Annotated in this window: 27 protein-coding genes and 1 pseudogene; 14 read left to right on the forward strand and 14 right to left on the reverse strand. The window is 71.8% G+C overall.

Annotated features, from left to right (window positions below):
• Nucleotides 1-59 precede the first annotated feature (59 nt).
• Nucleotides 60-737 carry a phosphate signaling complex protein PhoU gene (phoU, locus tag OG904_RS12970; protein ID WP_030858619.1) on the forward strand — a complete coding sequence of 226 codons (678 nt, stop codon included), beginning with the start codon at nucleotides 60-62 and terminating at the stop codon, nucleotides 735-737.
• A 117-nt stretch (nucleotides 738-854) separates the two neighbouring features.
• Nucleotides 855-1,001, forward strand: a complete 147-nt coding sequence (locus OG904_RS12975) for a hypothetical protein (protein WP_405490458.1) — start codon at nucleotides 855-857, stop codon at nucleotides 999-1,001.
• A 173-nt stretch (nucleotides 1,002-1,174) separates the two neighbouring features.
• Here the strand turns inward: OG904_RS12975 and OG904_RS12980 are convergent, their stop codons facing one another.
• Nucleotides 1,175-1,645 carry a hypothetical protein gene (locus OG904_RS12980; protein WP_405490460.1) on the reverse strand — a complete coding sequence of 157 codons (471 nt, stop codon included), beginning with the start codon at nucleotides 1,643-1,645 and terminating at the stop codon, nucleotides 1,175-1,177.
• 130 nt (nucleotides 1,646-1,775) lie between these two features.
• On the opposite strand from OG904_RS12980, the gene OG904_RS12985 reads away from it, so the two are divergent.
• Nucleotides 1,776-2,339, forward strand: coding sequence for a dihydrofolate reductase family protein (locus OG904_RS12985; protein ID WP_405490462.1), 564 nt, complete (start codon nucleotides 1,776-1,778; stop codon nucleotides 2,337-2,339).
• A gap of 77 nt (nucleotides 2,340-2,416) precedes the next feature.
• Here the strand turns inward: OG904_RS12985 and OG904_RS12990 are convergent, their stop codons facing one another.
• A complete protein-coding gene (locus tag OG904_RS12990) occupies nucleotides 2,417-3,178 on the reverse strand; it encodes a phosphoglyceromutase (RefSeq protein WP_330331735.1) in 762 nt (253 codons plus the stop codon).
• Between the two features lie 162 nt (nucleotides 3,179-3,340).
• Here OG904_RS12990 and OG904_RS12995 point away from each other — a divergent pair, with 162 nt between their 5' ends.
• A complete protein-coding gene (locus OG904_RS12995; protein WP_405490464.1) occupies nucleotides 3,341-4,633 on the forward strand; it encodes an MDR family MFS transporter in 1,293 nt (430 codons plus the stop codon).
• Here the strand turns inward: OG904_RS12995 and OG904_RS13000 are convergent.
• Together OG904_RS13000 and mshA are read right to left on the reverse strand one after the other, a co-directional pair.
• On the reverse strand, nucleotides 4,605-5,117 hold the full coding sequence (locus OG904_RS13000; RefSeq protein WP_405490466.1) for a YbjN domain-containing protein: 513 nt from the start codon (nucleotides 5,115-5,117) through the stop codon (nucleotides 4,605-4,607). The genes OG904_RS12995 and OG904_RS13000 overlap by 29 nt on opposite strands.
• Nucleotides 5,110-6,498, reverse strand: a complete 1,389-nt coding sequence (gene mshA, locus OG904_RS13005) for a D-inositol-3-phosphate glycosyltransferase (RefSeq protein ID WP_405490468.1) — start codon at nucleotides 6,496-6,498, stop codon at nucleotides 5,110-5,112. The genes OG904_RS13000 and mshA overlap by 8 nt, the downstream gene beginning before the upstream one ends.
• A 163-nt stretch (nucleotides 6,499-6,661) precedes the next feature.
• Between mshA and OG904_RS13010 the strand changes: the two genes are divergently transcribed.
• The 3 genes from OG904_RS13010 (at nucleotide 6,662) to OG904_RS13020 (ending at nucleotide 10,256) form a co-directional block, all read left to right on the forward strand.
• On the forward strand, nucleotides 6,662-7,471 hold the full coding sequence (locus tag OG904_RS13010; protein ID WP_405490470.1) for a class I SAM-dependent methyltransferase: 810 nt from the start codon (nucleotides 6,662-6,664) through the stop codon (nucleotides 7,469-7,471).
• 133 nt (nucleotides 7,472-7,604) lie between these two features.
• The gene (locus OG904_RS13015) at nucleotides 7,605-8,654 is read left to right on the forward strand and encodes an NlpC/P60 family protein (RefSeq protein ID WP_405490472.1); all 1,050 of its coding nucleotides are present in this window, start codon (nucleotides 7,605-7,607) and stop codon (nucleotides 8,652-8,654) included.
• Between the two features lie 369 nt (nucleotides 8,655-9,023).
• Nucleotides 9,024-10,256 carry a PP2C family protein-serine/threonine phosphatase gene (locus tag OG904_RS13020; protein WP_405490474.1) on the forward strand — a complete coding sequence of 411 codons (1,233 nt, stop codon included), beginning with the start codon at nucleotides 9,024-9,026 and terminating at the stop codon, nucleotides 10,254-10,256.
• Nucleotides 10,257-10,396: 140 nt separating this feature from the next.
• Here the strand turns inward: OG904_RS13020 and OG904_RS13025 are convergent, their stop codons facing one another.
• The 3 genes from OG904_RS13025 to OG904_RS13035 form a co-directional block, all read right to left on the reverse strand.
• Nucleotides 10,397-10,738, reverse strand: a complete 342-nt coding sequence (locus OG904_RS13025) for a DUF2516 family protein (protein ID WP_405490476.1) — start codon at nucleotides 10,736-10,738, stop codon at nucleotides 10,397-10,399.
• A 124-nt stretch (nucleotides 10,739-10,862) separates the two neighbouring features.
• Complete coding sequence (locus OG904_RS13030; protein WP_405490478.1) at nucleotides 10,863-11,441, reverse strand: hypothetical protein; 579 nt, start codon at nucleotides 11,439-11,441, stop codon at nucleotides 10,863-10,865.
• A gap of 25 nt (nucleotides 11,442-11,466) precedes the next feature.
• Nucleotides 11,467-11,910 (reverse strand): helix-turn-helix domain-containing protein, encoded by a 444-nt coding sequence (locus tag OG904_RS13035; RefSeq protein ID WP_405490480.1) that lies wholly within the window; start codon nucleotides 11,908-11,910, stop codon nucleotides 11,467-11,469.
• A gap of 380 nt (nucleotides 11,911-12,290) precedes the next feature.
• Between OG904_RS13035 and OG904_RS13040 the strand changes: the two genes are divergently transcribed.
• Together OG904_RS13040 and OG904_RS13045 are read left to right on the forward strand one after the other, a co-directional pair.
• Nucleotides 12,291-13,427 carry a S8 family serine peptidase gene (locus tag OG904_RS13040; RefSeq protein ID WP_405490482.1) on the forward strand — a complete coding sequence of 379 codons (1,137 nt, stop codon included), beginning with the start codon at nucleotides 12,291-12,293 and terminating at the stop codon, nucleotides 13,425-13,427.
• Nucleotides 13,428-13,502: 75 nt separating this feature from the next.
• Nucleotides 13,503-13,640 (forward strand): annotated as a pseudogene (locus OG904_RS13045) (ATP-binding protein); the annotation flags it as partial.
• A 91-nt stretch (nucleotides 13,641-13,731) separates the two neighbouring features.
• Here the strand turns inward: OG904_RS13045 and OG904_RS13050 are convergent.
• The 5 genes from OG904_RS13050 to OG904_RS13070 form a co-directional block, all read right to left on the reverse strand.
• Complete coding sequence (locus OG904_RS13050; protein ID WP_405490484.1) at nucleotides 13,732-15,045, reverse strand: hypothetical protein; 1,314 nt, start codon at nucleotides 15,043-15,045, stop codon at nucleotides 13,732-13,734.
• Nucleotides 15,042-15,584, reverse strand: coding sequence for a hypothetical protein (locus OG904_RS13055; protein ID WP_405490486.1), 543 nt, complete (start codon nucleotides 15,582-15,584; stop codon nucleotides 15,042-15,044). Before OG904_RS13055 ends, OG904_RS13050 begins: the two co-directional genes overlap by 4 nt.
• On the reverse strand, nucleotides 15,523-16,341 hold the full coding sequence (locus OG904_RS13060; protein WP_405490488.1) for a DUF692 family multinuclear iron-containing protein: 819 nt from the start codon (nucleotides 16,339-16,341) through the stop codon (nucleotides 15,523-15,525). The genes OG904_RS13055 and OG904_RS13060 overlap by 62 nt, the downstream gene beginning before the upstream one ends.
• Entirely contained in the window at nucleotides 16,341-17,495 is a 1,155-nt protein-coding gene (locus OG904_RS13065) for a DUF692 family multinuclear iron-containing protein (RefSeq protein ID WP_405490490.1), read from the reverse strand. The genes OG904_RS13060 and OG904_RS13065 overlap by 1 nt, the downstream gene beginning before the upstream one ends.
• Before the next feature lie 652 nt (nucleotides 17,496-18,147).
• Entirely contained in the window at nucleotides 18,148-19,146 is a 999-nt protein-coding gene (locus OG904_RS13070; protein ID WP_405490492.1) for a LuxR C-terminal-related transcriptional regulator, read from the reverse strand.
• Between the two features lie 146 nt (nucleotides 19,147-19,292).
• Here OG904_RS13070 and OG904_RS13075 point away from each other — a divergent pair, with 146 nt between their 5' ends.
• The 4 genes from OG904_RS13075 to OG904_RS13090 all read left to right on the forward strand — a co-directional run bounded on the left by OG904_RS13075 (nucleotide 19,293) and on the right by OG904_RS13090 (nucleotide 20,896).
• Entirely contained in the window at nucleotides 19,293-19,658 is a 366-nt protein-coding gene (locus OG904_RS13075) for a hypothetical protein (protein ID WP_405490494.1), read from the forward strand.
• 107 nt (nucleotides 19,659-19,765) lie between these two features.
• A complete protein-coding gene (locus tag OG904_RS13080) occupies nucleotides 19,766-19,981 on the forward strand; it encodes a hypothetical protein (protein WP_405490496.1) in 216 nt (71 codons plus the stop codon).
• A gap of 85 nt (nucleotides 19,982-20,066) precedes the next feature.
• Nucleotides 20,067-20,651, forward strand: a complete 585-nt coding sequence (locus tag OG904_RS13085; RefSeq protein ID WP_405490498.1) for a DUF2975 domain-containing protein — start codon at nucleotides 20,067-20,069, stop codon at nucleotides 20,649-20,651.
• Nucleotides 20,651-20,896, forward strand: a complete 246-nt coding sequence (locus OG904_RS13090) for a helix-turn-helix domain-containing protein (protein ID WP_405490500.1) — start codon at nucleotides 20,651-20,653, stop codon at nucleotides 20,894-20,896. Before OG904_RS13085 ends, OG904_RS13090 begins: the two co-directional genes overlap by 1 nt.
• An 81-nt stretch (nucleotides 20,897-20,977) precedes the next feature.
• On the opposite strand, the gene OG904_RS13095 is transcribed toward OG904_RS13090, so the two are convergent.
• On the reverse strand, nucleotides 20,978-21,919 hold the full coding sequence (locus OG904_RS13095) for a helix-turn-helix domain-containing protein (RefSeq protein ID WP_405490502.1): 942 nt from the start codon (nucleotides 21,917-21,919) through the stop codon (nucleotides 20,978-20,980).
• A gap of 123 nt (nucleotides 21,920-22,042) precedes the next feature.
• Between OG904_RS13095 and OG904_RS13100 the strand changes: the two genes are divergently transcribed.
• Nucleotides 22,043-23,095 carry a saccharopine dehydrogenase family protein gene (locus OG904_RS13100; RefSeq protein ID WP_405490504.1) on the forward strand — a complete coding sequence of 351 codons (1,053 nt, stop codon included), beginning with the start codon at nucleotides 22,043-22,045 and terminating at the stop codon, nucleotides 23,093-23,095.
• Here the strand turns inward: OG904_RS13100 and OG904_RS13105 are convergent.
• The gene (locus OG904_RS13105; RefSeq protein ID WP_405490506.1) at nucleotides 23,049-23,837 is read right to left on the reverse strand and encodes a putative protein N(5)-glutamine methyltransferase; all 789 of its coding nucleotides are present in this window, start codon (nucleotides 23,835-23,837) and stop codon (nucleotides 23,049-23,051) included. The genes OG904_RS13100 and OG904_RS13105 overlap by 47 nt on opposite strands.
• Nucleotides 23,838-23,904 lie beyond the last annotated feature (67 nt).

Below are 23,904 nucleotides of genomic sequence, written 5' to 3' on the forward strand. Positions count from 1 at the left end.
GGCCGCCCCGGCCCGGCCCCCGGGCAGTAGTGCAGTAGGTCAAGAGAGGGACACGAGACATGCGGGACGCGTATCACGAGGAACTGGACTCGATCGGTGAAGGCCTGGTCGAGATGGCCCGGCTGGTCGGCTCCGCCATCGGGCGGGCCACGACCTCCATGCTCGACGCCGACCTGAAGCTCGCCGAGAGCGTCATCGCCGCCGATCAGAAGGTGGACGATCTCCAGCACGACCTGGAGGCCCGTGCCATCGCGCTGCTCGCGCGCCAGCAGCCGGTCGCCACCGACCTGCGCATCGTCGTCACCTCGCTGCGCATGAGCGCGGACCTGGAGCGCTCCGGCGACCTGGCGCAGCACGTGGCCAAGCTGGCCCGGCTGCGCTTCCCGGACACGGCGGTCCCGCGCGACCTGCACGCGACCATCCTGGAGATGGGGCAGCTGGCGCAGCGTCTGATGGCGAAGGCCGCCGAGGTCATCATCACGAAGGACGTCGACCTGGCGCTCCAGCTGGAGCAGGACGACGACGAGATGGACCAGCTGCACCGCACGCTGTTCCAGCACCTGATGGACGACCGCTGGAAGCACGGCATCGAGACGGCGGTCGACGTGACGCTGCTGGGCCGCTACTACGAGCGCTTCGCGGACCACGCGGTGTCGGTCGCCAAGCGCGTCGTCTACCTGGTGACGGGTGAGCACGCGGACGAGCTCCAGGCGCCGACGCAGGTCGAGGGCGTCTAGGCCGTCGGCCGGGCCCGGTGGGGCCCGGCCGGCCAACGAGCCCCCAATGCGCCGTTGACGCGCGGGTTCGGCTGGGCATGAATGAGGGCGAAGGCACAACGCCTACGAGGAGGATCCATGCCCGATTCCCCCGTCCCCATCACCCCGGAGCAGGAAGCACGGCCCCCGGAGGCCCTGCGCCTGCCGCTGCTGGCGGCCTGCGGCTGCGGCTCGGGCTGCGGCTGCGGCTGCCAGTCCGGCGCTCCTTGCCAGTGCGGCGGCTGAGCCGGTCCGCCTGGTCTCCCGAACGCGAGGGGCCCCGCCGACCCATACCGTCGGGCCGGGGCCGTTCGCATCGTTCACCCCCGGCGGAGATGGCCCCGTGGGCGATCGCAGGATCGCCGGGCGCCGGGCCGCCACCGGCCGTCGCCGGCCGTCAACAGCCGTCCCCGCTCGTTTCAGAGCTGCCGTTTGGCGGCGGCGACCAGGCCGCCGATGCCCTCACGGGTCCGGTCCCGCCGGATGTCGAACTCCTCCCGGCTCTCCGTCTTGTGCAGCACCGCGATGTCGTCGAAGAGTGCTTGCGCCCGCGTGCTGAGCGCCTCGTCGCCCGTGAGCATCTGCAGCCGGAAGAGGGCCTCTTGGGAGCTGGAACGCAGCTCGTGGGAGCGGGCGTTGACCGCGCTCGGGTCCTCGTACTGCCCGTAGGGCTGCGCGTAGGTGCAGAACCACAGGTGGACGAGGGTGCGCCGGAAGTTCACGAGCGCCCCCGCGTACGAGGTGTAGGCGTCGAGCCGTTCCTGGCGCAGCTTCTCCGACCGGGTGAACTCGTGCCCCCGCTCGGCCACGCGCTGCTGGAAGGCGAAGGTCACCCCCGACCCGAGCAGTGTCCCCAGAACCGCTATCGCACTGGCGATGATTGCTTCCACGGCGCCACCAGACCACGCCCCCCACCCGGCCACAAGACCGCGAACAGCCCCCCGCCGGCGGAGGACCCGCGTGTGGGGGCCGTTCGGGCGCGGAGGTTACTTCCGGCCCTGGGTGCGGAAGGCTGGCGCCATGCGGAGACTGATCTACGGCATGAACCTGACCCTGGACGGCTACATCGCCGCGCCCGGCGACGACATCGGCTGGAGCGTGCCGAGCGACGAGCTGTTCCAGTTCTGGTCCGACCGGTTGCAGGCGACCGACCTGTCGCTGTACGGGCGCAGGCTGTGGCAGACGATGAGCTCCTACTGGCCGACCGGCGACCGGCAGCCGGGCGCCACCCCGGCGGAGATCGAGTTCGCGCGCCGCTGGCGGGACATGTCGAAGGTGGTGTTCTCCTCGACGGTCGACGAGGTCGACTGGAACACCCGCCTGGTCACGGGCGACGCGGTCGCCGAGATCACCCGGCTCAAGGCCGAGGACGGCGGCTCGATGGACATCGGCGGCGCGACGCTCGCCGGGGCGGCCATGCGGGCCGGGCTGATCGACGAGTACGTGCTGGCCACCGCGCCGGTCCTGGCGGGCGGCGGCACGCCGTTCTTCACCGCGCTGGACAACTGGGTGAACCTCAACCTGGTGGAGACCCGGACGCTTCCCGGCGGCGTGATCCTGACCAGGTACGAGACGAGGCGCTGAGGGCCGCAGTGGGCCCGGGACGGACGAATGCCCCCGATCCGCGCCGTGTGCGCAGGCCGGGGGCATGATCGCTTTGGCTACTTCTTCTTGCCCTGGTTCTTGACGGCCTCGATGGCGGCCGCCGCGGCGTCCGGGTCGAGGTAGGTGCCGCCCGGGTTGAGGGGCTTGAAGTCGGCGTCCAGCTCGTAGGAGAGCGGGATGCCGGTCGGGATGTTCAGGCCCGCGATGTCGGCGTCGGAGACCCCGTCGAGGTGCTTGACCAGCGCGCGCAGGGAGTTGCCGTGCGCGGCGACCAGGACGGTGTGGCCGTCGAGCAGGTCCGGGACGATCGAGTCGTACCAGTACGGGAGCATGCGGACGACGACGTCCTTGAGGCACTCGGTGCGCGGGCGCAGCTCCGGCGGGATCGAGGCGTAGCGCGGGTCCTCGGACTGCGAGAACTCCGTGCCGTCCTCGAGGGCCGGCGGCGGGGTGTCGTACGAGCGGCGCCACAGCATGAACTGCTCCTCGCCGAACTCGGCGAGGGTCTGGGCCTTGTCCTTGCCCTGCAGGGCGCCGTAGTGGCGCTCGTTCAGGCGCCAGGAGCGGTGCACGGGGATCCAGTGACGGTCGGCCGCCTCCAGCGCCATCTGCGCGGTGCGGATCGCGCGCTTCTGGAGCGAGGTGTGCACGACGTCGGGGAGCAGGCCGGCGTCCTTGAGCAGCTCACCGCCGCGGACCGCCTCCTTCTCGCCCTTCTCGTTGAGATTGACGTCCACCCAGCCGGTGAACAGGTTCTTCGCGTTCCATTCGCTCTCGCCGTGGCGGAGGAGGATCAGCTTGTACGGTGCGTCGGCCATGCGTACGAGCCTAATGGACGCGCCCGGCCCCCCGCGCGCGGTGTGGACGGCGTGTGGACGGCCTCCGATTGACGGCAGCCGTCAATCCAGTGGCTCCGCGGGGCCGCTGTCCGTAGGGTGCGAATCGATAGAGGGACGCTTACATCTCCGGGGGGAACCCGTATGTCCGTTGCCGGTTTGAGACGGGCCGCTCGCGAGAGCGTGTCGGGTCTGCCCCGGGAGTTCTGGTGGCTGTGGACGAGCACGCTGGTCAACAGGCTCGGGGCCTTCGTCGCCACATTCATGACCTTGTACCTGACCCTGGAGCGGGGCTATTCGGCCTCCTTCGTGGGACTTGTGGTGGCTCTGCACGGGCTCGGCGGTGTGGTGTCCTCCCTCGTCGCGGGGGTGCTGACGGACCGGCTGGGCCGGCGGCCCACGCTGATGGCGGCGCAGGCGTCGACCGCGTTCTCGGTGGCGCTGCTCGGGTTCATGGAGCAGCCGGCGGCGATCGCCGCGGTGGCGCTGCTGGTCGGCATGACCTCGAACGCCTCGCGTCCGGCGGTGCAGGCGATGATGGCCGACATCGTCCGGCCGGCGGACCGGGTACGGGCCTTCGCGCTGAACTACTGGGCCATCAACCTCGGCTTCGCCGTCAGCGCGACCGTGGCGGGCTTCGTCGCCGAGTACAGCTACCTGGCCGGGTTCCTCGGCGAGGCCGCCCTGACGCTGGTCTGCGCGGTGCTCGTGTACGTCAAGCTGCCGGAGTCGCGGCCCGAGCGGACGGCGGCGGAGGTGGCGGACGCCGGGCCGGAGATCGGTCTGGGGACGGTGCTGCGCGACGGCCGCTTCATGGGTGTGGTCGGGCTGTCCTTCCTGATCTCGCTGATCTTCATGCAGGGTTCGTTCGGGCTGCCGCTGGCGATGGGCGCGGCCGGCTTCTCCACGGCCGACTACGGCCTGGTCATCGGCGTCAACGGGCTGCTGATCGTGCTGCTGCAGATCCCGGTGACCCGCTTCATCGAGCACCGCGATCCGCAGCGGCTGCTGGTGATCTCGGCGCTGCTGGCCGGGTACGGGTTCGGGCTGACGGCCTTCGGCGGCTCGGTGTGGAGCCTGGCGCTGACGGTCTGCGTGTGGACGCTGGCCGAGATCGTCAACTCGCCGACCCAGATGGGCCTGGTCGCGCGGCTCTCCCCGCTGCACGGACGCGGCCGCTACCAGGGCATGTACACGATGTCGTGGGCGGTGGCCTCGCTGGTCGCGCCGTTGATGGCGGGCTTCGCGATCGAGCACTTCGGCGCGGCGTGGCTGTGGGGCTCGACGGCGTTCCTGGGGACCCTCGCGGCGGCGGGCTACTGGCTGCTGATGCGGGGTCTGCCCGCGGAAGGACCGGGCGGGGTGGAGGGCTCCGCCGAACCCGCCGAACCCGCCGTCGCGGCGGAGCTCAGGCCGAAGGCCGCGTCAGGTTCTTGAAGGCGTCCAGGTTGCGCGTGGACTCGCCGCGCGCGACCCGCCATTCGTACTCCCGCCGGATCGCGCTCGCGAAGCCCAGCTCCAGCAGCGTGTTGAAGGCCCCGTCCGCCGCCTCCAGGACGGTGCCGAGCAGCCGGTCCAGATCGTCCGGGGTGATCACGGACAGGGGGAGGCGGGCCGTCAGGTAGACGTCGCCGAGCGCGTCGACCGCGTAGGCCATGCCGTAGAGCCTGAGGTTGCGCTCCAGCAGCCAGCGGTGGACGCCCGCCTCGTTCTCGTCGGGGTGGCGGATCACGAAGGCGTTCACCGACAGGGAGTGCTTGCCGGCCTTGAGCGAGCAGGTGGTGCTCAGCTTGCGGGTGCCGGGGAGCTGGACCACGTAGGACCCCGGCGCGGGGCTCTCCCAGCTCAGTTCCGCGCCGGTCAGGACCGCCTCGATGATCGCGGCGGTGTCGACGGGATCGGCGGTGTCAGGGTCAGCCATGGTGGGAGCGTACGTGACGGCGATGATCGTGCATCGCCCCCTGGTACACGTCCGCCGTGCCGCTGGCGGCGGTGTCCCAGCCGAAGAACTGCGCGTGCCGCGCGGCCGCCGCGCCCATCCGGTCCGCGAGCCCGGGCTCGTCCACGAAGCGCCGTAGCTCGCTGGCGTAGTCCACCGGGTCGTGGCCGGGTACGAGGATGCCCGTCACCCCGTCGTTGACGGCCACCGGCAGCCCCCCGACGGCCGCGGCCAGCACCGGGGTCCCGGTGGCCTGGGCCTCTATGGCGACGAGCCCGAAGGACTCGCTGTACGAGGGCATGACCAGGACGGACGCCGCCCGGAACCAGTCGGCGAGCGCGTCCTGCGCCACCGGCGGGTGGAAGTGCACGAGGTCCGCGATGCCGAGCCGGGCGGCGAGCTTCTGCAGCCCCTCCGGCTTGGCCAGCCCGCTGCCGCTCGGCCCGCCGACGACGGGTACGAAGAGCCGGCCGCGCAGGGCCGGATCCCGGTCCACCAGCTCCGCGACGGCCCGCAGCAGGATGTCGGGGGCCTTGAGCGGCTGGATGCGGCCCGCGAAGAGCGGGATCACGGCGTCCTGCGGCAGCCCGAGGCGGGCGCGGGCGGCGGCGCGGCCGTCGGCGACGGTGAAGCGGTCGAGGTTCACGCCGGGGTGGACCACGGCGACCTTGGAGGGGTCGGCCTCGTAGTGCCGGACGAGTTCGTCGGCCTCCTCGGCGGTGTTCGCGATGAGCCGGTCGGCCGCGGCGACGATCTGCGTCTCGCCGATGACGCGGGCGGCGGGCTCGGGGGTGTCGCCCTCGGCGAGCGCCGCGTTCTTGACCTTGGCCATGGTGTGCATGGCGTGCACGAGCGGGACGCCCCAGCGTTCGGCGGCGAGCCAGCCGACGTGCCCGGAGAGCCAGTAGTGGGAGTGGACGAGGTCGTAGTAACCGGGGCGGTGACGGGCCCAGGCCTGCATGACTCCGTGGGTGAAGGCGCACAGCTGGGCCGGCAGCTCCTCCTTGGCGAGACCCTCGTACGGGCCCGCGTCCACGTGCCGTACGAGGACTCCGGGCGCGAGCTCGACCACGGGCGGCAGGCCGCCGGTGGTGGCCCGGGTGAAGATCTCGACCTCGATGTTGATCGCGGCCAGGCGCTTGGCGAGCTCGACGATGTAGACGTTCATGCCGCCGGCGTCGCCGGTGCCGGGCTGGTGCAGCGGTGAGGTGTGCACGCTGAGCATCGCGACGCGGCGCGGCCTGCGGTGGCCGCCGACACCGGCGGGCAGCCGCAGGCGCGGCGGCTCGTGGCGGGTGCCCGAGCGGGCCGCGGCGAAGCGTCCGCCGATGCTGCCGCCGATGCGGGACACGTACTGGCTCAAGGGAGCAGTTCCTCTCGCTCGGACGGCATGACGCGGAGAGCGCTGTCGGCGCTCTTCTAGGAGTGCAACCCGGATGGCCGTGCCCCGCATTCCGGGAGCGGGGGTTTTCCTGCGCCCGTACCGGATTTTTATCGGGCGGGAGCGCTCCGCTTACTCTCTGCACATGGCCTCCCGTCCCACCCCTCCCCCGCGCCGGCCCGTCGGCACGGTCACGCGCGGCACGACGAACCCGAACCGCCTGCGCCGCATGGACCGCTGGATCGCGGCCACGCACGGGGCGGCGCTGCGGCGGGCCGAGGCCCCGGTCGCGGTGGACCTGGGCTACGGGGCCGCGCCCTGGACCGCGGTGGAACTGCTGGCGCGGCTGCGGGCGGCGGCTCCGCGGGTGCAGGTGGTCGGCATCGAGATCGAACCGGCCCGGGTGGCGGGCGCGAAGCCGTACGAGCGGGAGGGGCTGAGCTTTCGGCACGGCGGCTTCGAGGTGCCGCTGGAGGGCGGGGTCAGGCCGGCCCTGATCCGTGCGGCGAACGTGCTGCGCCAGTACGACGAGGAGCAGGTCGAGGCGGTGTGGGAGCGGCTGTGCTCCCGGCTGGCCCCCGACGGGCTGCTGGTCGAGGGGACCTGCGACGAGATCGGGCGGCGGCACGTGTGGGTGGCGCTCGGGCCGGAGGGGGCGCGCACGGTGACCTTCGCGACCCGGCTGGGCTCCCTGGAGCGCCCCTCGGACCTGGCGGAGCGGCTGCCCAAGGCGCTGATCCACCGCAACGTGCCGGGCGAGCCGGTGCACGCGTTCCTGCGCGACTTCGACCGGGCGTGGGCGGCCGCGGCGCCGTACGCCTCTTACGGGGCGCGGCAGCGCTGGATCCGGACGGCGCGGGCGCTGGCCGGGGACTGGCCGCTCGCGGACGGCCCGGTGCGCTGGCGTCAGGGGGAACTGACGGTGCGGTGGGAAGCGTTGAGGCCTTCGGAGTGAAAGGGGCGGTGGGGACCACCGGGGCTCACCGGGTGGATATCCACAAGGGTGTTGGATTTCACCGACACATGGCACCATCCCGAAGGCAATGCCAAGTTACTGACGATTAATCAATCCTGTGTCTGGGGGGACCATGAGGAAACGACGACGGGGTTCGATCGCCCTCACTCTGCTCTGCGCGACGGCGCTGCTCGCCTCGCCCGGTCTGCTCGCCGGGACGGCGTTCGCGGCACCGGAGCCCCAGCAGGGCAAGTCCCTGGAGCAGGTCCGCGAGGAGATCGAGGACCTCTACCGCCAGGCCGGCACCGCGACGGACGCCTTCAACCTCGCGGAGAGCGAGACCAGGACGCAGTCCGCCAAGATCGTGGAGATCGCCAACCTGGTCGTCGCCGGCCAGGACCGGATCACCTCCCTGAAGGGCCGCGCGGGCGCGGCCGCCCGCGCGCAGTACCGCTCGGGCGGACTGCCGCCGGGCGCGCAGCTGGCCCTGAGCAACAACCCGACGCAGTTCCTGGACGGTTCCGACCGGCTGCGCCAGGGCGAGAAGGCGACCTCGGACCTGCTCTCCGAACTGAACCGGACCCAGAGCGACTTGCAGCAGTACGCGATGGACGCCACCGCGCACTGGGAGAAGCTGGAGGCCAACCGGGTCAAGCAGGAGGCCTCGAAGAAGCAGGTCGAGGAGAAGATCAAGGCGGCGGAGGAGCTGGAGAGCAAGCTGGAGGCCGAGCAGAAGGCCCGGCTGCTCCAGCTGGAGCAGGAAGCGCAGTACAAGGCGCAGGCGGCATGGCTGTCCTCGGGCGCGATGAACGGCGTCACGGGCGCGGCGGCCAGCGAAGCGGGCAAGCGGGCCGTGCAGTTCGCGACCGCCCAGATCGGCAAGCCGTACGTGTGGGGCGCGGAGGGACCGGGTTCGTACGACTGCTCCGGGCTGACCTCGCAGGCCTGGCTCGCGGCGGGCAAGCGGATCCCGCGCACCTCGCAGGAGCAGCTGCGGCTGCCGAAGGTCGCGATCAAGGACATGCGGCCCGGCGACCTGATCATCTACTTCGACGACGCGACCCACGTCGGGATGTACATCGGGGACGGCGCGATCGTCCACGCCCCGCGCCCCGGCCGCAACGTCACCCTGACGGGCGCGGGCTCCATGCCGATCAAGGCCGTGGTCCGGCCGGACGCGTAGCCGGGCGGGCGCGGAGCCGGGCGGGCGCGGAGCCGGGCCCGGGCGGTCGGGCTTGGGCGGGCCCGGGCGGGCGGCCCGGGGCCGTGGGGTGCGCGGCTCCCGAGCGGTCCGGGGTCCGGCTAGGAGCCGTCGGGGGACCGGCCCTGAGCCGTCGGGGGCCCGGCCCCGCGGGCGGCGTCGGAACGTCTCGCTGGGCGGGACGCCACGCCCGGGCTCCGTGACGTTGGTCATTCGGCGGCACGGACTTTCCCCCGCGATAACGGCATATGCCGGAGCCTGTGGCCGGACCCGGCATTCCGCTTGCTCCGTCCCGCCGCTAGGGTCTCCGGACGAGCGAACCCCCGAGGGGGCGGGAAGGAACCGGAGACCATGCCCGTACCCGTACCGCGGCAGAGGGAGATCCCGGGCACCGAGAGCGGCCCGGGCAGCCAGTCGTCGCTCACCCTGCTGGTGATCGAGGACGACCCCGCCGGCGGCCTCACCGTCCCCGAGATCCTCGACGCCGACGGCCACCGCATCCGGCTGCGCAGCGCGCGCAACCTCACGGAAGCCGCCCGGCTGCTCACCCCGGACGTGAACTGCGTCCTGCTCGACCTCGCGCTCCCGCACGGCCCCGGCGACGCCGCCGACCCCTTCGCCGCGCTGCGCCAGGTGCTCCGAATCGCCCCGCGCCACGCCGTCCTGGTCCTCACCGGTGAGGAGGACGCGGAGCGCGCCGCCGAGGCCGTCCGCGTGGGTGCCCAGGACTTCCTGTTCCGCGACGAGCTCGACGGGCGGCTGCTCAGCCGCGCCATCCGGTACGCGGTGGAGAGAAAACGGGCGGACATCGCCCAGTACAAACTTGCAGAATCGAAACTGCGGGCCCAGGAGAACGCCCGCCTGGAGCGCGGACTGCTCCCGCACCCGCTCCTGGAGGGCTCCGACCTCCGCTTCGCCGCCCGCTACCGTCCCGGCCGCAGCCGCGCGCTCCTCGGCGGGGACTTCTACGACACCGTCCGCACCCCCGACGGCACCGTCCACGCCATGATCGGCGACGTCTGCGGCCACGGGCCCGACGAGGCCGCCCTGGGCGTGGAGCTGCGCATCGCCTGGCGGGCGCTGACCCTGGCCGGTCTGTGCGGGGACGACCTGCTGGCCACCCTCCAGGAGGTCCTGGAGGTCGAGCGCCCCTGCGAGGAGATCTTCGCGACGCTGTGCACGGTGGACATCGCCCCGGACGGCCGCCGCGCGGGCCTGTGCCTGGCGGGCCATCCGGCGCCGCTGGTATCCAGGCCGGGCCGCCCCGCGCGGCTGCTCCCGTACGAGAACAGCGGCCCGGCACTCGGTCTGCTGCCCCGGGCGCGCTGGCCGCGCCGCCAGGTCGAGCTGGGCGGCACCTGGAGCCTGATGCTCTACACCGACGGCCTGATCGAGGGCCGCATCGGCCCCGGCCGGGAACGGCTCGGGCAGGACGGCATGATCGAGATGATCAACCGCCACCTGGACGACGGGCTGAGCGGCGAGGGCCTGCTGGAGGCCGCCGTGACCGAGGCCCGCCGTCTCAACGGCGGGGAGCTGACGGACGACGCCGCCGTCGTCCTCCTCTCGCGCGCCGAGGGCTGACGGGGCCGGAGAGCCCGTGGGCGCCGATAGCCGGTGGGCCCCGATAGCCCGGGCCCGGCAGCCCGTGGAGCCCCGATAGCCCGTGGGCCCGGTGGCCCGCAATCCCGGAACCCCGGGAGACCGCGCGCCCGACGGCCGGGTCAGCGCCCGCCGTTGTAGGGCCCGTACGGCCCGTCGCTGCTGCTGCCGCCGCTGCGCCGGCCACCGCCGCCCGAGACCTGCTTGAGGGCCGGCCGCACGTCCACGAAGAACACGATGGTGGCGACGAGCCCGGCGATCTCCAGGAAGAGCATCCCGAGGAAGAAGTCCACCAGGACGGTGACTCCGAGGATCACCAGCCAGAAGGTCTTGGTCTGCTTGTCCGCCGCGCGGTACGCGTCCTCGCGGGCCATCAGCGCCATCACGAAGGCCACGACGGCGAGCCCGAGCATGGCGAACCCGAGCAACGGAAGCACTCCGGTATCGAACCCGTCCATCAACATCGTCTGACCGCCTTCTCACGCCTCGCTCGCCGGATGCCGCCTGACTCCACGCTACCGGCAGAGCCCCTTTCACAAACACCAACGGACCGGACGCCCCTCGGGTGCCCGGTCCGTCGTGTGCTGCTCAGCTCTCGTCGGCCGACGCGGCGGCGGCCTTCTTGGCCGGGGCCTTGCGCGCGGCAGGCTTCTTCGCGGCGGGCTTCTCCTCCGAAGCGGAGGCCTCGGCGGCGCCGGCCTCGGCGGCCTCCGGCCCGGCTGCCGTCTCCGGCTCGGGCTCCACGACGACGGCGATGTCGACGATCTCCTCGGAGACCTCGCCGCGCCAGGCCCGCACGGTCTGCTCGCCGTGCTCGGCGACCTTGTCGTAGGCCTCCTTGGCCTTGACCGCGTACTCGGCGGCCACGCCGACCCCGCGCAGCGCCAGGTCCTGGGCGGTCTCCCCGAGCTTCTTCGGGTCGATGGCCCCGAACACCTCGGCGACCTTGGCGCTGACCGCCTCCTGGGCCTCCCTGGCCTTCTCCTGGACGATCTTGGTGTCGGTGTTGCGCACGGCGTCGAGGCGCGCGGGGGCCTCGGCGCGCAGCTGCTCGATGAGCCCGGGCACCTTCCTGGCCTGCTGTACGGCGAGGTCGGCGGTGCCGGCGGCGAAGTAGAGGGGGGTCGGGTCGGTGAGGGTCTTCTTCAGGTCATCGGCGATGGCCATGTGGTGGTCCTCCCGGATCACAGTCTCAGTTCGTGTGGTGCGTCTCGGCATCGGTACCGGCATCGGCTCCGTCGGTGGCGGCGGACCGCTCCCGCGCATCCGCCTCCGCCTCCGCTTCCGCCTCGGCGGCGTTCTCCTTGCGGAACGACTCGTAGATCTGGAGCAGCGCCTGCTTCTGCTGCTCACTGATCGACGGATCGGCGAGGATCACGGCCCTCGTCTCGACCTCGTCCCGGTCCCGCTCGTCCAGGATTCCGGCCTGCACGTACAGCGTCTCGGCGGAGATCCGCAGCGCCTTGGCGAGCTGCTGCAGGATGTCCGCGCTCGGCTTGCGCAGCCCGCGTTCGATCTGACTGAGGTACGGATTCGACACCCCCGCCGCATCGGCCAGCTGCCGCAGCGAAAGCTGCGCCTGCCGCCGCTGCTCGCGCAGGTACTCGCCGAGGTTCCCGACGTTGAGCGATGCCATGCCCCGATCCTGCCGCACCTTGCTAACTATTGCAAGCGCCTGCTTGCAATAACTCCCACCCGGTCGCCCGTCTCCAGGTGGCCCGGCCTCGTTCACAGCCCCGGCGAGCCCAGGGGGCCCGATGGCGGCCTTGCGGCTCCGCTCGAAGCTCTCCGCGTCGGCGGGCGCGGAGAAGCAGTCGAAGTCCTCTCCGGCCTTCGTGCACTTCTTCACAGGCTCGGGAGTTACGGAAAGTCAGGTGCAGCCCTGGTTGGACGGTGTGATGGGGTGGGTCCGCGCGAGATGTGCAGCGCATGGACACAGAGGGGCGCGAAGAAATGCAGGACACCATACGTCGACATGAGTTGTGGCGGAGGGCGGCGGGCGTCATCGTCGCAGCGTTGGCGGTCAGCGCAGGCGCGGCGGTGCCGGCGGCCGCCGATACCGACTCGCGGGGCTACCTCACGAAGATGAAGGCCCAGGAGATGTGGAAGGTCGCGGACGGCAGCGGCATCACGGTGGCCGTCATCGACAGCGGCGTAAAAGATGTCTCGAGCTGGAAGAGCGAGTCCGTTCTCCCGGGCGTGTCCTATATCGAACCACCCTTCGAACGCCCGGACGTCACCTACCCGCCGCACGACGATTTCGTCGGGCACGGGACCACCATGACCGCAGCGATCGTCGGCGACGGCTCATCCGGCGGCCCCAAGGGCCTCGCTCCCGGCGCCAAGGTGCTTCCCGTCCGCACCAGTGTCGGTTCGCCCATGGCCTTCGCCGTGGCGTCCGAAGCCGCCAGGGGACTCCGGTACGCGGCCGACAACGGTGCCAAGGTCATCAACCTCTCCATAGGCGTGACTCCGGACTGGCCGATGGACAAGCTCAAGCCCGCTGTCGAGTACGCCCAGAGCAAGGGCGCGCTCATCTTCGCCGCCATGGGCAACGAGGGCGAGGGCAAGAACTGGACCAACGCGATCGCCGGCCTGCCGGGAGTCATCGGCGTAGGAGCCGTCGACGAGGACGGCAAGGCCATGCCGTTCAGCTCCCACGGCCCCGACACGGACCTGGTCTCCGTGGGAAGCAAGGCCCAGATCCGCTGCGCCGAGAACAAGGGCTGGTGCACGGGGAACGGCGGCACCTCGTACGCGACCAGCCTGGTCTCCGCCTCCGCCGCGCTCGTGTGGTCGGCCCACCCCGAGTGGACCGCGAACCAGGTGGCCCGCGTCCTCATCCAGACCGCCGGCGCCCCCACCGACGGCTCCAAGCGCAGCGACTGGATCGGCTACGGAGTCGCCCGCCCCCGCAAGGTGCTGCTCGAGCACGCGGGAGACCCGGGGGCGCCCGACGTCGACCCCCTGGCCGCCCCGGCCGTCGCGAAGACCCCCGCCCCCGGCGCCGATTCGACAGCCTCGGTGCCACCCCGGGCGCAAGCCGCGGACGCGGAACCCGGCCTCTCCTGGCAGTGGCCGGCACTCGGCGGCGTCCTCGTCGTGGGCCTCGGCCTCGCCGTCACGGTGATCGTCAAGCGCCGTCGCCGCTGACCCTCCGGGTTCGCCCGGCCGCCCGGCTCACCTGATCCGCTGCGCGGGGAGGTCGCGGCAAGAAGATCTTGGCGGTTGGCGCCACCCATGACCGTCCTGGTCGAGCAGTACTGGCGCGAGATCAGCTCGGGCCTTGCCCGGCATGGCATTCCAGTACGGCACTTCGTCCTCCATGCCGACCAGGACACCCTCCGCGGGCGGATCGCGGGCGACCTCGAGACCACTGCGCAGGCCGTTGCCGAGCAGGGCAGCGCCGGCCGGAGGATCCGGAGCGGTCGTGGTCGCGGGTGAGTCATGGTTGCCGTCAAGGCGTGACGCGGTTCCGGCCGGTCACGGCGGTGTGCAGGAGCCAGTAGTTGACCGCGCAGCCCAGCGCGATGCCCGACCAGGCGAGGGCTGCGTTGTCCGTCAGCAGGCCCGCGAGGAAGACGGGCAGGGCGATGCCGAACTCCTGGAGCAGGCGCAGGCGCAGCACCACGCCGAAGCGGTCGGCGGCCTTGTGCCGGCCTTCGGCGGTGGCGGCCAGGAGACGGAAGGGGAAGGCGGCGGCCTGTCCGACCATCAGCCAGGTGAACCAGGTCGCGGCCGCGCCGTGCAGGCCGTAGAGCCCGGGCAGCACCGTCCAGGCCGTGCACGCAACGAGGGCGCAGACGCCCGCGGACGCGGCCAGGACGTACCCGCGCAGGTGCCGCCATTCCCGGGGGGATGGGGCCGCGCCCTTGCAGACCATGCCGGTCGCGTTGACCAGCGCCGTGATCGGGATGTGCAGCGTCGCCGTGAGCACGGCACCCGCGGAGAACGCGGCGAGCCGGTCCGCCCACGAGGCCTCGAGGGTCAGGGCGAGGACCAGGAGCAGTTCGAAGCCGATCACCGAGAGCATGTGACCCCACTCGGTGAGCATGGTGCGCGCCACCTGGCGCAGCCAGCGTGCGCTGTCGCGGAGCCGGAGGGGGACGGAGAGGTGATCACGCAGCAGCCATACGGTGACGGCGCATTCGAGGGCGGCGATGACGGAGGTGGCGGCGTATGCGCCAGCGAAGCCGAGTCCGATTCCGTGTACGAAGAACAGGTCGAGCGCGGCGTTGGCGGCGACGGCTACGGCGTACAGGGTGAGGAGGGGCCGGGAGCGCCGGAGCGCGAAGAGGGCCATGGCGCCGACGAACTGCGCGAGGCGTACCGGGGTGGCGGCCAGCAGCCACAGGAGGGCCGACTGCGTGTTGTCGCGGATGCCCGGTGCGGCGACCAGGGCGTCCACGAGGTACGGCAGCACGGCCAGGCCGACCACCGCGATGAGCAGCCCGGCTGCCGTCGCACCGACCAGCCCGCCCTGCACCGCGCGCCGGCGGGCGTGGGCGGATACGGCCCCGGCCACGGACAGTCCGACGACGGGACCCATGGCCATGGCGGTGATCGAGTCGAGGAGCAGCAGGCGCTGCGGTACGGCCGCGGCGGCCACGGCCTGCTCGCCCAGGGTGCTGATCACCCACAGATCGGTCTGGGCAATGGCCTGGCCCATGACGGACGCCACCACCATGGGGCCCATCAGGGCCAGGACGCGTCGGCCCAGGGACCGGGTGGCGGTGGTGGCGGTGGCGGTGGCGGTGGTCGTGCCGGTCACAGCGGGCTCCAGGCCAGGGCGGCGAAAGTGCCGGAACGGGAGAGCGACCACCGGATGCCCGGTACCGGCTCCAGCCCCGGCACCGCTGCGAGTTTCACGCGGCCGCGTTCCAGGGGCGAGTGCCCCTTCAGTGCCACGACGACTTTGGGGGCGGTGGTCCCGGTGGTGAGGGCCAGGCCCCGTTGCCGGTGCTCCGGTGAGGCGAACCAGCGTGCGGCCGAGGCCGCGAGCAGTTCGATGTGGTCCTGCGGCTCGAGGGCGATGCCCTCGCTGTTCAGGAATTCGAGGAAGTGCAGGTGCATGCGCCAGTCCAGGCGCCGGCCCGCGGCCACGGCCCACTCCAGGAAGGACTCGTAGAGGTCGGTGGTGTCCGGCAGGCGTTCGGCCAGCTGCGGGATGCGGTCGAAGAGCTGGTGCCAGCGGATGCGGAGCGCTTCCTGGGCGATCAGCCGGTCACGGGATCCCGGGGTGAGGGAGTCACGTGCGGTGGGGCTGATGCAGGCGTTGAGCCGCGACGGCTGCGGCGCGCGTGCGGTCAAGGTCCGTTCTCCATTCGTCCAGGTCGTGGTTGGCGTCGCGTTCGACGACGAGGGTGGCGTCCGGTGCGGCGCGGCCGGCGAACAACGTCACGAGGTCGAGGGTGTCGTCGCTGACGGGGACGTCGTGGCTGTCGACGATGAGCGAGGGGGCCGCCGGGGAGGGGCTGTAGCCGGCCAGGTGGAACCTGCGGCCCACGCCCGGGACCTCGGCCCACGCGGCGGCGGGCTGCCCGGTGTTGAGCTGGGCGACCATGGCGTTGGACACGTCCATGAGGACTTCGCATCCGGTCGCTGCGGTGAGCTCGGCGTAGGCGCGGGCCTGCGGGATGTCGCCGGCCGACTGTGAGGGGAAGTTCTCCACGGCGAGGGTGGTGCCGAGCTGGTCCTGCCACGCGCGCACGGAGTCGATGACCGGCTGCCAGGCGGCGTAGTCCACTTCGAGGGCGACGGGCAGCGGCTGGCCGTTGTGGGAGAAGTGGGCGATGTGGTCGCTGACGTAGAGCAGGCCGCAGTCCGCCTGCCACTGGTTCACCAGGTTCAGGTAGTGCTCGAGGCGTGCCCGGTCCGGGTCCAGGAACCGGGAGAGCATGATGTGGCAGCCGACCGGGAGGTCACCGACCGTGCGGCGGAACTCCTTCGGGTCGAGGTGGGCGAAGCCGTCGATCAGGACCTCGACGAAGTCGATGTGTCCCGAGTCGCGCAGCCGGCAGGCCATCTCGAGGGTGTCCGGCGAGGTCACATTGACACCGATCAGCATCAGCGCAGCTTCTCCTTGGCGTAGGCCAGCAGGTCCTGGGGGGCGCTGACCGCCGCATGGCGTTCTGCCGGGGGTATTTCGTCGAGGTTGAGGACGATGCGCTTGCCGCGGCCGCGGACGTCGTCCACCCACTGGTCGAACAGTTCGACGTAGGACAGGCCGCGTTGTTCGGAGGCCTCGGCGAGGCCCGGGATCCAGCCCTTGCACAGCTGGCGGAGGTAGGCGCGGCAGTAGGGGACGCCGTAGTCGTGCGGCTCCGCGTCCTTGGCTCCCGGTGTGCCTGCCTGCCGGTGCCGTTCCAGGAACGATGCCGCCCGGGCGAAGTCGGCGTAGTACTGGTCCGGCCGGTCCGTCCAGGTGAGGTCCGCGTGTTCGACGATCACGGTGACGGGCTCGGTCTCCGTGATCAGCCGCTGGCTCACCACGGTGTCCAGCAGCGACCACACGCCTTCGTGGACCGCCTCGGAGTGGCCGTCGTGGAGGGTTCCGTCCCGTCCCGTGCGGACGCCCGACAGGTGCAGTTCGACCACCTGGGACCAGGGGACCGCGCCGAGCAGCACTTCCACGGGGACACCGCAGTTGACGGCGTCGATGTAGAGGTGGGCCAGGTCGACGATGAGGCCGGACCCGGTGTTCTCGCAGATGCGCGTCACCGCCTGCCAGGCGTCCAGGATGCCCCGGGCGGAGGCGGAGTAGCAGTTGGCGTTCTCCACCCAGACGGGCAGGCCCGAGGCCCGGTGGAGGTCGGTGAGGAAGCGGACGGCGCGTTCCTCTTCCTCCTTGGTGCCGGTGAAGTACGAGTGGAGTCCGAAGGAACCGCCGCCCAGGGCCCGGTCGCCGGTGACGTGCACTCCGATGGAGGTCGGCTTGTTGCGGCGGGTGGCCGACTGGTCCATCACGTAGTCGATGTAGCGGGCCTGTTCGCGCGGGCCTTCGCAGATGGCCGTACGCCCCAGATGGAGGGAGAATTCCGGGACCGCCGGCACCCCGTCGAGGCTCTCCCATTTCCGCCACTCGTTGAACCCGAACTCCAGGAACGGGTTTTCGCCGACGAGGGCGAGCCTCCTGGCCGGGTCGGGGTCGATCAACCCCGGAGTGAACGCCCCGCCCACTCGCAGGAAGTCATCGCGGACCGGCTGAACTGTCGCTTGCATTTCTTTTCTCCTGCCCCCTTTTCCCCCGTACGGCGCGGGCGCGCTCCGAATCCGGAGCGCGCCCGCACAATTACTTAGCCCTTGTTGTAGCTGCCGCAGGTCAGAGCCTCCGCCATGACCTCGATGTCCTGGATGTCGATCATTTCCTTCACCTCCTCACCTGAATACGATGCGCTGGCCACCTGTCCGCCGGGCAGGATTCACCCTGCACAGGGTCAGCCCTTGTTGTAGCTGCCGCAGGTCAGAGCCTCGGCCATGACCTCGATGTCCTGGATGTCGATCATTTCTTTCACCTCCTTTTCCGGATGTGGCGTATGAGTCGAGCGAAAGCTTTCCGGGATTCCTTTTACGGCCCCCGGTTTCGCCGGTGTCGGCCGGTTCCCCCTGCCGATGTCTCTACTGTGCCGGTTGCCAAGGACCACTGGAAGGGATTTCCGGTGGACGGATTCTGCAGTGGCATATCCCGTCCACCTCCACCTGCCACAACGCGGGAAAAAGGGGCCACTGGACGACGAAAAGCCGCGTCCGGACGGGACGCGGCTTTCGTACGGGGACCGGGAAGCGGGGCTCGGGAGGCGGACCGGGAGGCCGACCGGGAGGCGGACCGGAGGGCGGACCGGAGGGCGGACCGGGAGGCGGACCGGCGCGCGGCTCAGACGCGGGTGGCGGGGAGCCAGCCGTTCTGGACGGCGTGCGCGCCGGCCTGGAAGCGGCTGCGGGCCTCCAGCGCCTCCATGAGTTCGGCGGCGATGCGGCGGGCGGTACGCGGGGAGACGCCGAGGCGTTTGGCGATGGCCTCGTCGGTGAGGCCCTGGAGGAGCATGTGGAGGGACTCCCGGTGCTGGCGGGTCAGTCCTTCCATGTTGCGTTCCACGGCGGTGCCCAGCGGGTTGGCGCTCTGCCAGACGCTTTCGAACAGGGCGCACAGCGCGGCGATGGTCCCCTCGTAGGTGAGGACGACCGCGCCGGTCTGGGCGTCGTTGGTGTCGAGCGGGAGGACGACCTCCCGGCGGTCCGAGATGATCATCCGCACCGGCAGGGTGGGAGCGGTGCGGACCTGTCCGCCGTGGCGGTGCAGCCAGTCCACGTGATCGAGGGTGGGCTGGTGGTTGCGGACGCTGTCGAGGTAGACGGTGCGCATGGTGATGCCCCGGTCCAGGAGCGCGGCGTTGGGGCCGCGGCTGGCTTCGAGGTCGGTGGCGCTGTGGGCCCCGCCGGGCGCGAACGTCATGATCTCGTGGCGGGTGTTGGCGGCCAGCCGGGCCAGACGGTCGCGGATCTCCTCCGGTCCCTGCAGGCTCTCGGCCCCGGCGGTGGCGCCCCGCGGACGCATCGCCGAGCATTCGGCGATGAGCTGCGCGGCGGCGGCCCGGGAAGCCTCCACCTTCTGCTGGTGGGCGGCCAGTTCGGCCTGCTGGCGGGCCAGCAGCAGTTCCATGGCGTCTTCGGGGTTCAGCGCACGGAACCCGATGCCCTCCCGGGCCGAGGGCTGGACCAGTGCGAGGCGGCTCAGCCGGTCGAGGCAGGCGCGCAGGTCGCTCTCGGGAAGCTCGAGCCGCCGGGCGAGTGCGGTCACGCCGTCCTCGGGGTGGGCGAGCAGTGCCCGGTAGACGCGTTCGGCTTCGGCGTCGAGCCCGAGCAGTTCCAGCATGGCGATACCCCCGGATATTAGTACACGTGCGCCTGTAGGGAACCATACGAAGGCACGAAGCGCCCCCTGGCCAGTTCCTGTTTTGGCACAAAGAGTCCCCCGTGACGGCCTGTACTGCGGGGGCGGGCGCTGCCCAGGATGGCCGTATGTATCTCGTGCATGTCCGGCTTCGAGCCCCGGATCACATCTCCCTCCCCCCGGACTCGGCACAGCTGTTCCTGGGGTGCGCCCTCGACGGGGAAGGCCTGGAACACGTCAGTGCGCACGGCGATGCGGCGGGCGGGCCGGTCGTGGGCTTCTACCTGACCGCGCCCTCGCTCGCCCTCGCGGAACGGGCCGCGTCGGCCGTCTGCCACCGCGCGCTCCTCGCGCACCCCTCGCTCGCCGAGGTGAACGTGGGCTCCTTCGACGCGGCCCTGGTCCCGCAGCACTGGAACGCGCTCCTGCGATCCGATGGACGGGATATGCAGATGCAGGATCCGTCCACCACGAACCTCTTCCACCCGTTCTGAGGGCCCAGCAGAGTAGGGCCATCGGCCGGGGGGAACCGGCCGGGACCGGGAACCGGACAGGTGCCCGGGGACGTAACAGAAGTGATTGCGCACTCAGGGGGAAACCGATGTCCACGCTCGCCACTCGAATCGTCAAGACCGCGGCCGCGGCCGTCTTCGCCGTCGGCGCTCTGGGCGTGGCGCATTCGTTCACCACGGGGGAGCCGTCGCCTTCGCGCCACTCCTCCGTCTCCGCCTTCGACTACGGGTCGGTGACCATCCCGCTGGGCCCGGCCGTCCCGCAGGGCCAGCAGGACCCCACCGATGTCACCTGGGGCCACTGACGGCGGGCTCCGCCCCCTCCCCCACTTGTCGAATATCGATATGGTCCCCTAGTCTGCGGCATATCGAGAATCGATAGGGGATGCAGTGAACACACGACTCACGAGGACCCTGGCCGCGCTGACCTTCGCGCTGGCGGTCCTCAGCGGGCTCGCCTTCATCGGCAAGGGGATCACGCACCTGGGCGACGACGGGGCGGTCTGCGTGCAGACCGGCTTCTGGGCCAGCACCCCGCTGGGGTACGAGCTGCCGATCGGCGAGGGCGTCAAGGCGTCCAGCAGCGCCACCCGCCTCTGCCAGGACGGCCCTTCCGCGGGCCAGCGCGCCGCCGACCTCGGGGGCGAACTGCCCTGGCTGCTGTTCGGCTCCGTCTCGCTGCTGCTCTTCTCCCGGCTGCTCAGGGCCGTCCTGCTGCAGGGGCCGTTCACCGACGCGGTGGCGCGGCGCCTCTCGGCCCTCGGCTGGTTCGTCGCCGTGGGCACGCCGCTGGCCGGCCTCGTCGTCGGCTGGTCGCAGTCCTGGCTCGTCGGGAGCATGGCACCGATGGTGGGTTCCGGGCCGACGGTCACCGGGCCGCAGGTGCTGCTCCTCGCCGGGCTCGCCGCGGTCATCATGGGGAAGATCATGCGCGAGGGCGTGCGCATGCGAGAGGACCTCGAAGGGACCATCTGATGCCCGACGAGGAACTCCACTCGATCCGGATCCATCTCGACCGGGTGCTCGCCGAGCGCGGCATGACGCTCACCGAACTGTCGGCGCAGGTGGGCATCACCGTCGTCAACCTGTCCGTGCTCAAGAACGGGCGGGCCAAGGCCATCCGCTTCTCGACCCTGTCGAGGATCTGCGATGTCCTCCGGTGCCAGCCGGGAGACCTGATCACCCACGACCCCGCCGCAGAACCGGCCGAGCCCACCTAACCCGCCGAGCCTGCCGAGCCCGCCGAGCCCGCCGAGCCCGCCGAGCCGTAACAACCGGGCGCCCCGAAAGGCCCGCCCCGGTCAGTGAGCGCTGCGGAAGGTGCGCCGGTAGGCGTCCGGGGGGACGCCCACGCTGCGGTTGAAGTGGCGGCGCAGGGTCGTGGCGGTGCCCATTCCGGTGGCCGTGGCGATGGTGTCGACCGTGTCGTCGGTGGTCTCCAGGAGTTCCTGGGCGTGGCGGATGCGCTGGACGTGGAGCCACTGCAACGGAGTGGTGCCGGTCAGCGACTTGAAGTGGCGGCCCAGGTGGCGCGAGCTCATCCGGGCCTGGCGGGCCAGGTCCTCCACCGTGAGCGGTTCGTCCAGCCGCTGGAGGGCCCAGGGGAAGAGCCCGGTGAGCGGATGGTTGCCCGGGGTGGGCACGGGGGTGGCGATGAACTGGGCCTGACCGCCGTCGCGGTGCGGCGCCACGACCAGCCGCCGGGCGATCTTGTTGGCGTTCGACGAGCCGTGGTCGAGGCGGACCAGGTGCAGGCACAGGTCCATGGCGGCCGCCTTGCCGGCGGAGGTGAGCACGTCGCCGTCGTCCACGTAGAGGACGTCGGGGTCCACCGTGATCCCCGGGTGGCGCCGGGCCAGTTCCCCGGCGTGCGCCCAGTGCGTGGTGGCGCGCTTGCCGTCCAGCAGCCCGGCGGCCGCCAGCACGAAGGCGCCCGTACAGAGGGAGACCACGCGCGCGCCCGCCCCGTGGGCCGCGCGCACCGCGTCGACGAGCTCGGCCGGCGGCTCCCGGTCGACATCGGCCCAGCCCGGGACGATCACGGTGTCGGCGCGGCGGAGGTGGTCGAGTCCGTGGTCGGGCCGCAGGTGGAAGCGGTCCACCTGGACGGGTCCCGGTCCGCACAGCGCGAACTCGTACCAGGGATTCACCACGTGGGTCAGGTCCGAGCCGAAGACCTCGATCGCCAGGGACAGTTCGAAGTGCAGCATGCCGTCCGTGACGGCCAGCGCGACAGAGTGCATGTCCGGAATTGTACGGGCCGTGTCGTTCCAGACACTCGTCCGGTGTGCCCGTCCTCGACAGGATGTCCGTAACGGATCTCAGCGGATCAGCCGCCGGTCCTCCGAGTACGAGGGAGCAACCTCATGGGATCGGGTCAGGCGGTGGCGGTGTTCGGGGCGTACGGGCACACCGGGCGGTTCGTGGTGGCGGAGCTGACCGGGCGCGGGTTCACCCCCGTGCCGTCCGGCCGCGACGCGGGCAAGCTGCAGGAGCTGGCGGACGGGACCGGCCTGGACGCCCGGGTGGCGTCGGCCGACGACCCGGCCTCCCTCGACCGCGCGCTGGCCGGCACGGCGGCCGTGATCAACGCCGCCGGGCCGTTCGCCTCGACGACCGCCCCCGTGGTCGAAGCGGCCCTGCGGGCCGGGATCCCCTACCTGGACGTGGCCGCCGAGATCGAGGCCAACCTCGACACCTTCGCGCACTTCACCGACCGGGCCAGCGAGGCGAAGGCGGTGATCGTCCCGGCGATGGCCTTCTTCGGCGGCCTGGGGGACCTGCTGGCCACCGCGGCGATGGGCGACTGGACCGAGGCCGACGAGGCGCACATCGCGTACGCGCTGAGCAGCTGGCACCCGACCCCCGGCACGCGCCTGTCGGGCGCGGTCTCCCGGGAGCGGCGCGGCGCCCACCGGCTGCGCTACACCGGCGGCCAGTGGGAGCACCGCACGGACGCCGCACCCACCCTGGAGTGGGCGTTCCCCGAGCCGATGGGCCCGCGTCCGGTGGTCGGGGAGTTCACGATGGCCGACGTCGTGACCGTACCCAGCCACCTGGCCATTCCCGACGTGACCACGTACATGACGGTGGACGCGGCCCGCGAGGTCGTGGCCCCCGATTCGCCCGCGCCGGCCGCGGCCGACGGGAGCGGCCGGTCCGACCAGACCTTCCTCATCGACGCCGTCGTGCGCTCGGGCGGCGTCGAACGCCGCGCCGTGGCCCGCGGCCAGGACATCTACGCCGTCACCGCACCCCTCGTCGTCGAAGCCCTCGAACGCGTCCTCACCGGACGCACCCGTGCGGTCGGCGTCGCCTCCGCGGGAAAGATGTTCGACGCCCCCGACTTCCTGAGGGCGCTGGCCCCGCACATCACCCTGGAACCGACCGCCCCGCAGGATGCGCCGACGTCGCGATGACCACCGTCGCGTAGTACTCCTCGGAGGTCACCGCGCGCACCGACAGCCCCGCCCCCGTCAGCGCCGACGCCGTGACCGGGGACTGGCGGGCGCTCGTCTCGATCAGGAGCCGTCCGCCCGGCGCGAGCCAGGGCGGGGCCCCGGCCGCCACCCGGCGGTGGATGTCGAGACCGTCCGCGCCGCCGTCCAGGGAGACGGACGGCTCGTGGTCACGGGCCTCCGCCGGCAGCAGGCCGATCTCCGAGGTCGGCACGTACGGGGCGTTGACCACCAGGAGGTCCACCCGGCCGCGGAGCGCCGCGGGCAGCGGCGCGTAGAGGTCGCCCTCCCACACCTGCCCGCCGTACGGTGCCACGTTGCGCCGGGCGTACCCGAGCGCGACCGGGTCGATGTCCGCCGCGTGCAGTTCGGCGCCGGGCACCTGCGCGGCCACGGCCGCGCCCAGCGCGCCCACCCCGCAGCACAGGTCCACGACCACCGCGCCGGGCCGGGCCAGGGCCACCGCCTCCTGCGCGAGGAACTCGCTGCGGCGGCGCGGCACGAAGGCCCCCTCGCCGACCTCCATGCGCAGCCCGCAGAACTCCGCCCAGCCGACGACGTGTTCCAGCGGCTCTCCCGCCACCCGCCGGGCCACCAGCCCGTCCAGGGGCCGGTCGTCCCCGGCGGCGGCCCGCAACAGCTCCGCCTCCTCCTCCGCGAAGACGCAGCCCGCCGCACGCAGGGTTTCCACCAGTGTCGCCAACTGCCTCAGTCCTCGGATTTCCACTTCACACGACGATCGCACGGTCTTCGCTGCCGGACGCACGGTC

The sequence above is a fragment of the Streptomyces sp. NBC_00096 genome (genome assembly GCF_045041305.1).
GTDB lineage: Bacteria > Actinomycetota > Actinomycetes > Streptomycetales > Streptomycetaceae > Streptomyces.

Excerpts from the sequence above, each read along its gene's own strand:
- phoU (WP_030858619.1), top strand. The coding sequence starts at position 60 with ATGCGGGACGCGTATCACGAGGAACTGGACTCGATCGGTGAAGGCCTG.
- OG904_RS12975 (WP_405490458.1), top strand. The coding sequence starts at position 855 with ATGCCCGATTCCCCCGTCCCCATCACCCCGGAGCAGGAAGCACGGCCC.
- OG904_RS12985 (WP_405490462.1), top strand. The coding sequence starts at position 1,776 with ATGCGGAGACTGATCTACGGCATGAACCTGACCCTGGACGGCTACATC.
- OG904_RS12990 (WP_330331735.1), bottom strand. The coding sequence starts at position 3,178 with ATGGCCGACGCACCGTACAAGCTGATCCTCCTCCGCCACGGCGAGAGC.
- OG904_RS12995 (WP_405490464.1), top strand. The coding sequence starts at position 3,341 with ATGTCCGTTGCCGGTTTGAGACGGGCCGCTCGCGAGAGCGTGTCGGGT.
- OG904_RS13000 (WP_405490466.1), bottom strand. The coding sequence starts at position 5,117 with ATGGCTGACCCTGACACCGCCGATCCCGTCGACACCGCCGCGATCATC.
- OG904_RS13010 (WP_405490470.1), top strand. The coding sequence starts at position 6,662 with ATGGCCTCCCGTCCCACCCCTCCCCCGCGCCGGCCCGTCGGCACGGTC.
- OG904_RS13015 (WP_405490472.1), top strand. The coding sequence starts at position 7,605 with ATGAGGAAACGACGACGGGGTTCGATCGCCCTCACTCTGCTCTGCGCG.
- OG904_RS13020 (WP_405490474.1), top strand. The coding sequence starts at position 9,024 with ATGCCCGTACCCGTACCGCGGCAGAGGGAGATCCCGGGCACCGAGAGC.
- OG904_RS13025 (WP_405490476.1), bottom strand. The coding sequence starts at position 10,738 with ATGTTGATGGACGGGTTCGATACCGGAGTGCTTCCGTTGCTCGGGTTC.
- OG904_RS13030 (WP_405490478.1), bottom strand. The coding sequence starts at position 11,441 with ATGGCCATCGCCGATGACCTGAAGAAGACCCTCACCGACCCGACCCCC.
- OG904_RS13035 (WP_405490480.1), bottom strand. The coding sequence starts at position 11,910 with ATGGCATCGCTCAACGTCGGGAACCTCGGCGAGTACCTGCGCGAGCAG.
- OG904_RS13060 (WP_405490488.1), bottom strand. The coding sequence starts at position 16,341 with ATGCTGATCGGTGTCAATGTGACCTCGCCGGACACCCTCGAGATGGCC.
- OG904_RS13065 (WP_405490490.1), bottom strand. The coding sequence starts at position 17,495 with ATGCAAGCGACAGTTCAGCCGGTCCGCGATGACTTCCTGCGAGTGGGC.
- OG904_RS13070 (WP_405490492.1), bottom strand. The coding sequence starts at position 19,146 with ATGCTGGAACTGCTCGGGCTCGACGCCGAAGCCGAACGCGTCTACCGG.
- OG904_RS13075 (WP_405490494.1), top strand. The coding sequence starts at position 19,293 with ATGTATCTCGTGCATGTCCGGCTTCGAGCCCCGGATCACATCTCCCTC.
- OG904_RS13080 (WP_405490496.1), top strand. The coding sequence starts at position 19,766 with ATGTCCACGCTCGCCACTCGAATCGTCAAGACCGCGGCCGCGGCCGTC.
- OG904_RS13090 (WP_405490500.1), top strand. The coding sequence starts at position 20,651 with ATGCCCGACGAGGAACTCCACTCGATCCGGATCCATCTCGACCGGGTG.
- OG904_RS13095 (WP_405490502.1), bottom strand. The coding sequence starts at position 21,919 with ATGCACTCTGTCGCGCTGGCCGTCACGGACGGCATGCTGCACTTCGAA.
- OG904_RS13100 (WP_405490504.1), top strand. The coding sequence starts at position 22,043 with ATGGGATCGGGTCAGGCGGTGGCGGTGTTCGGGGCGTACGGGCACACC.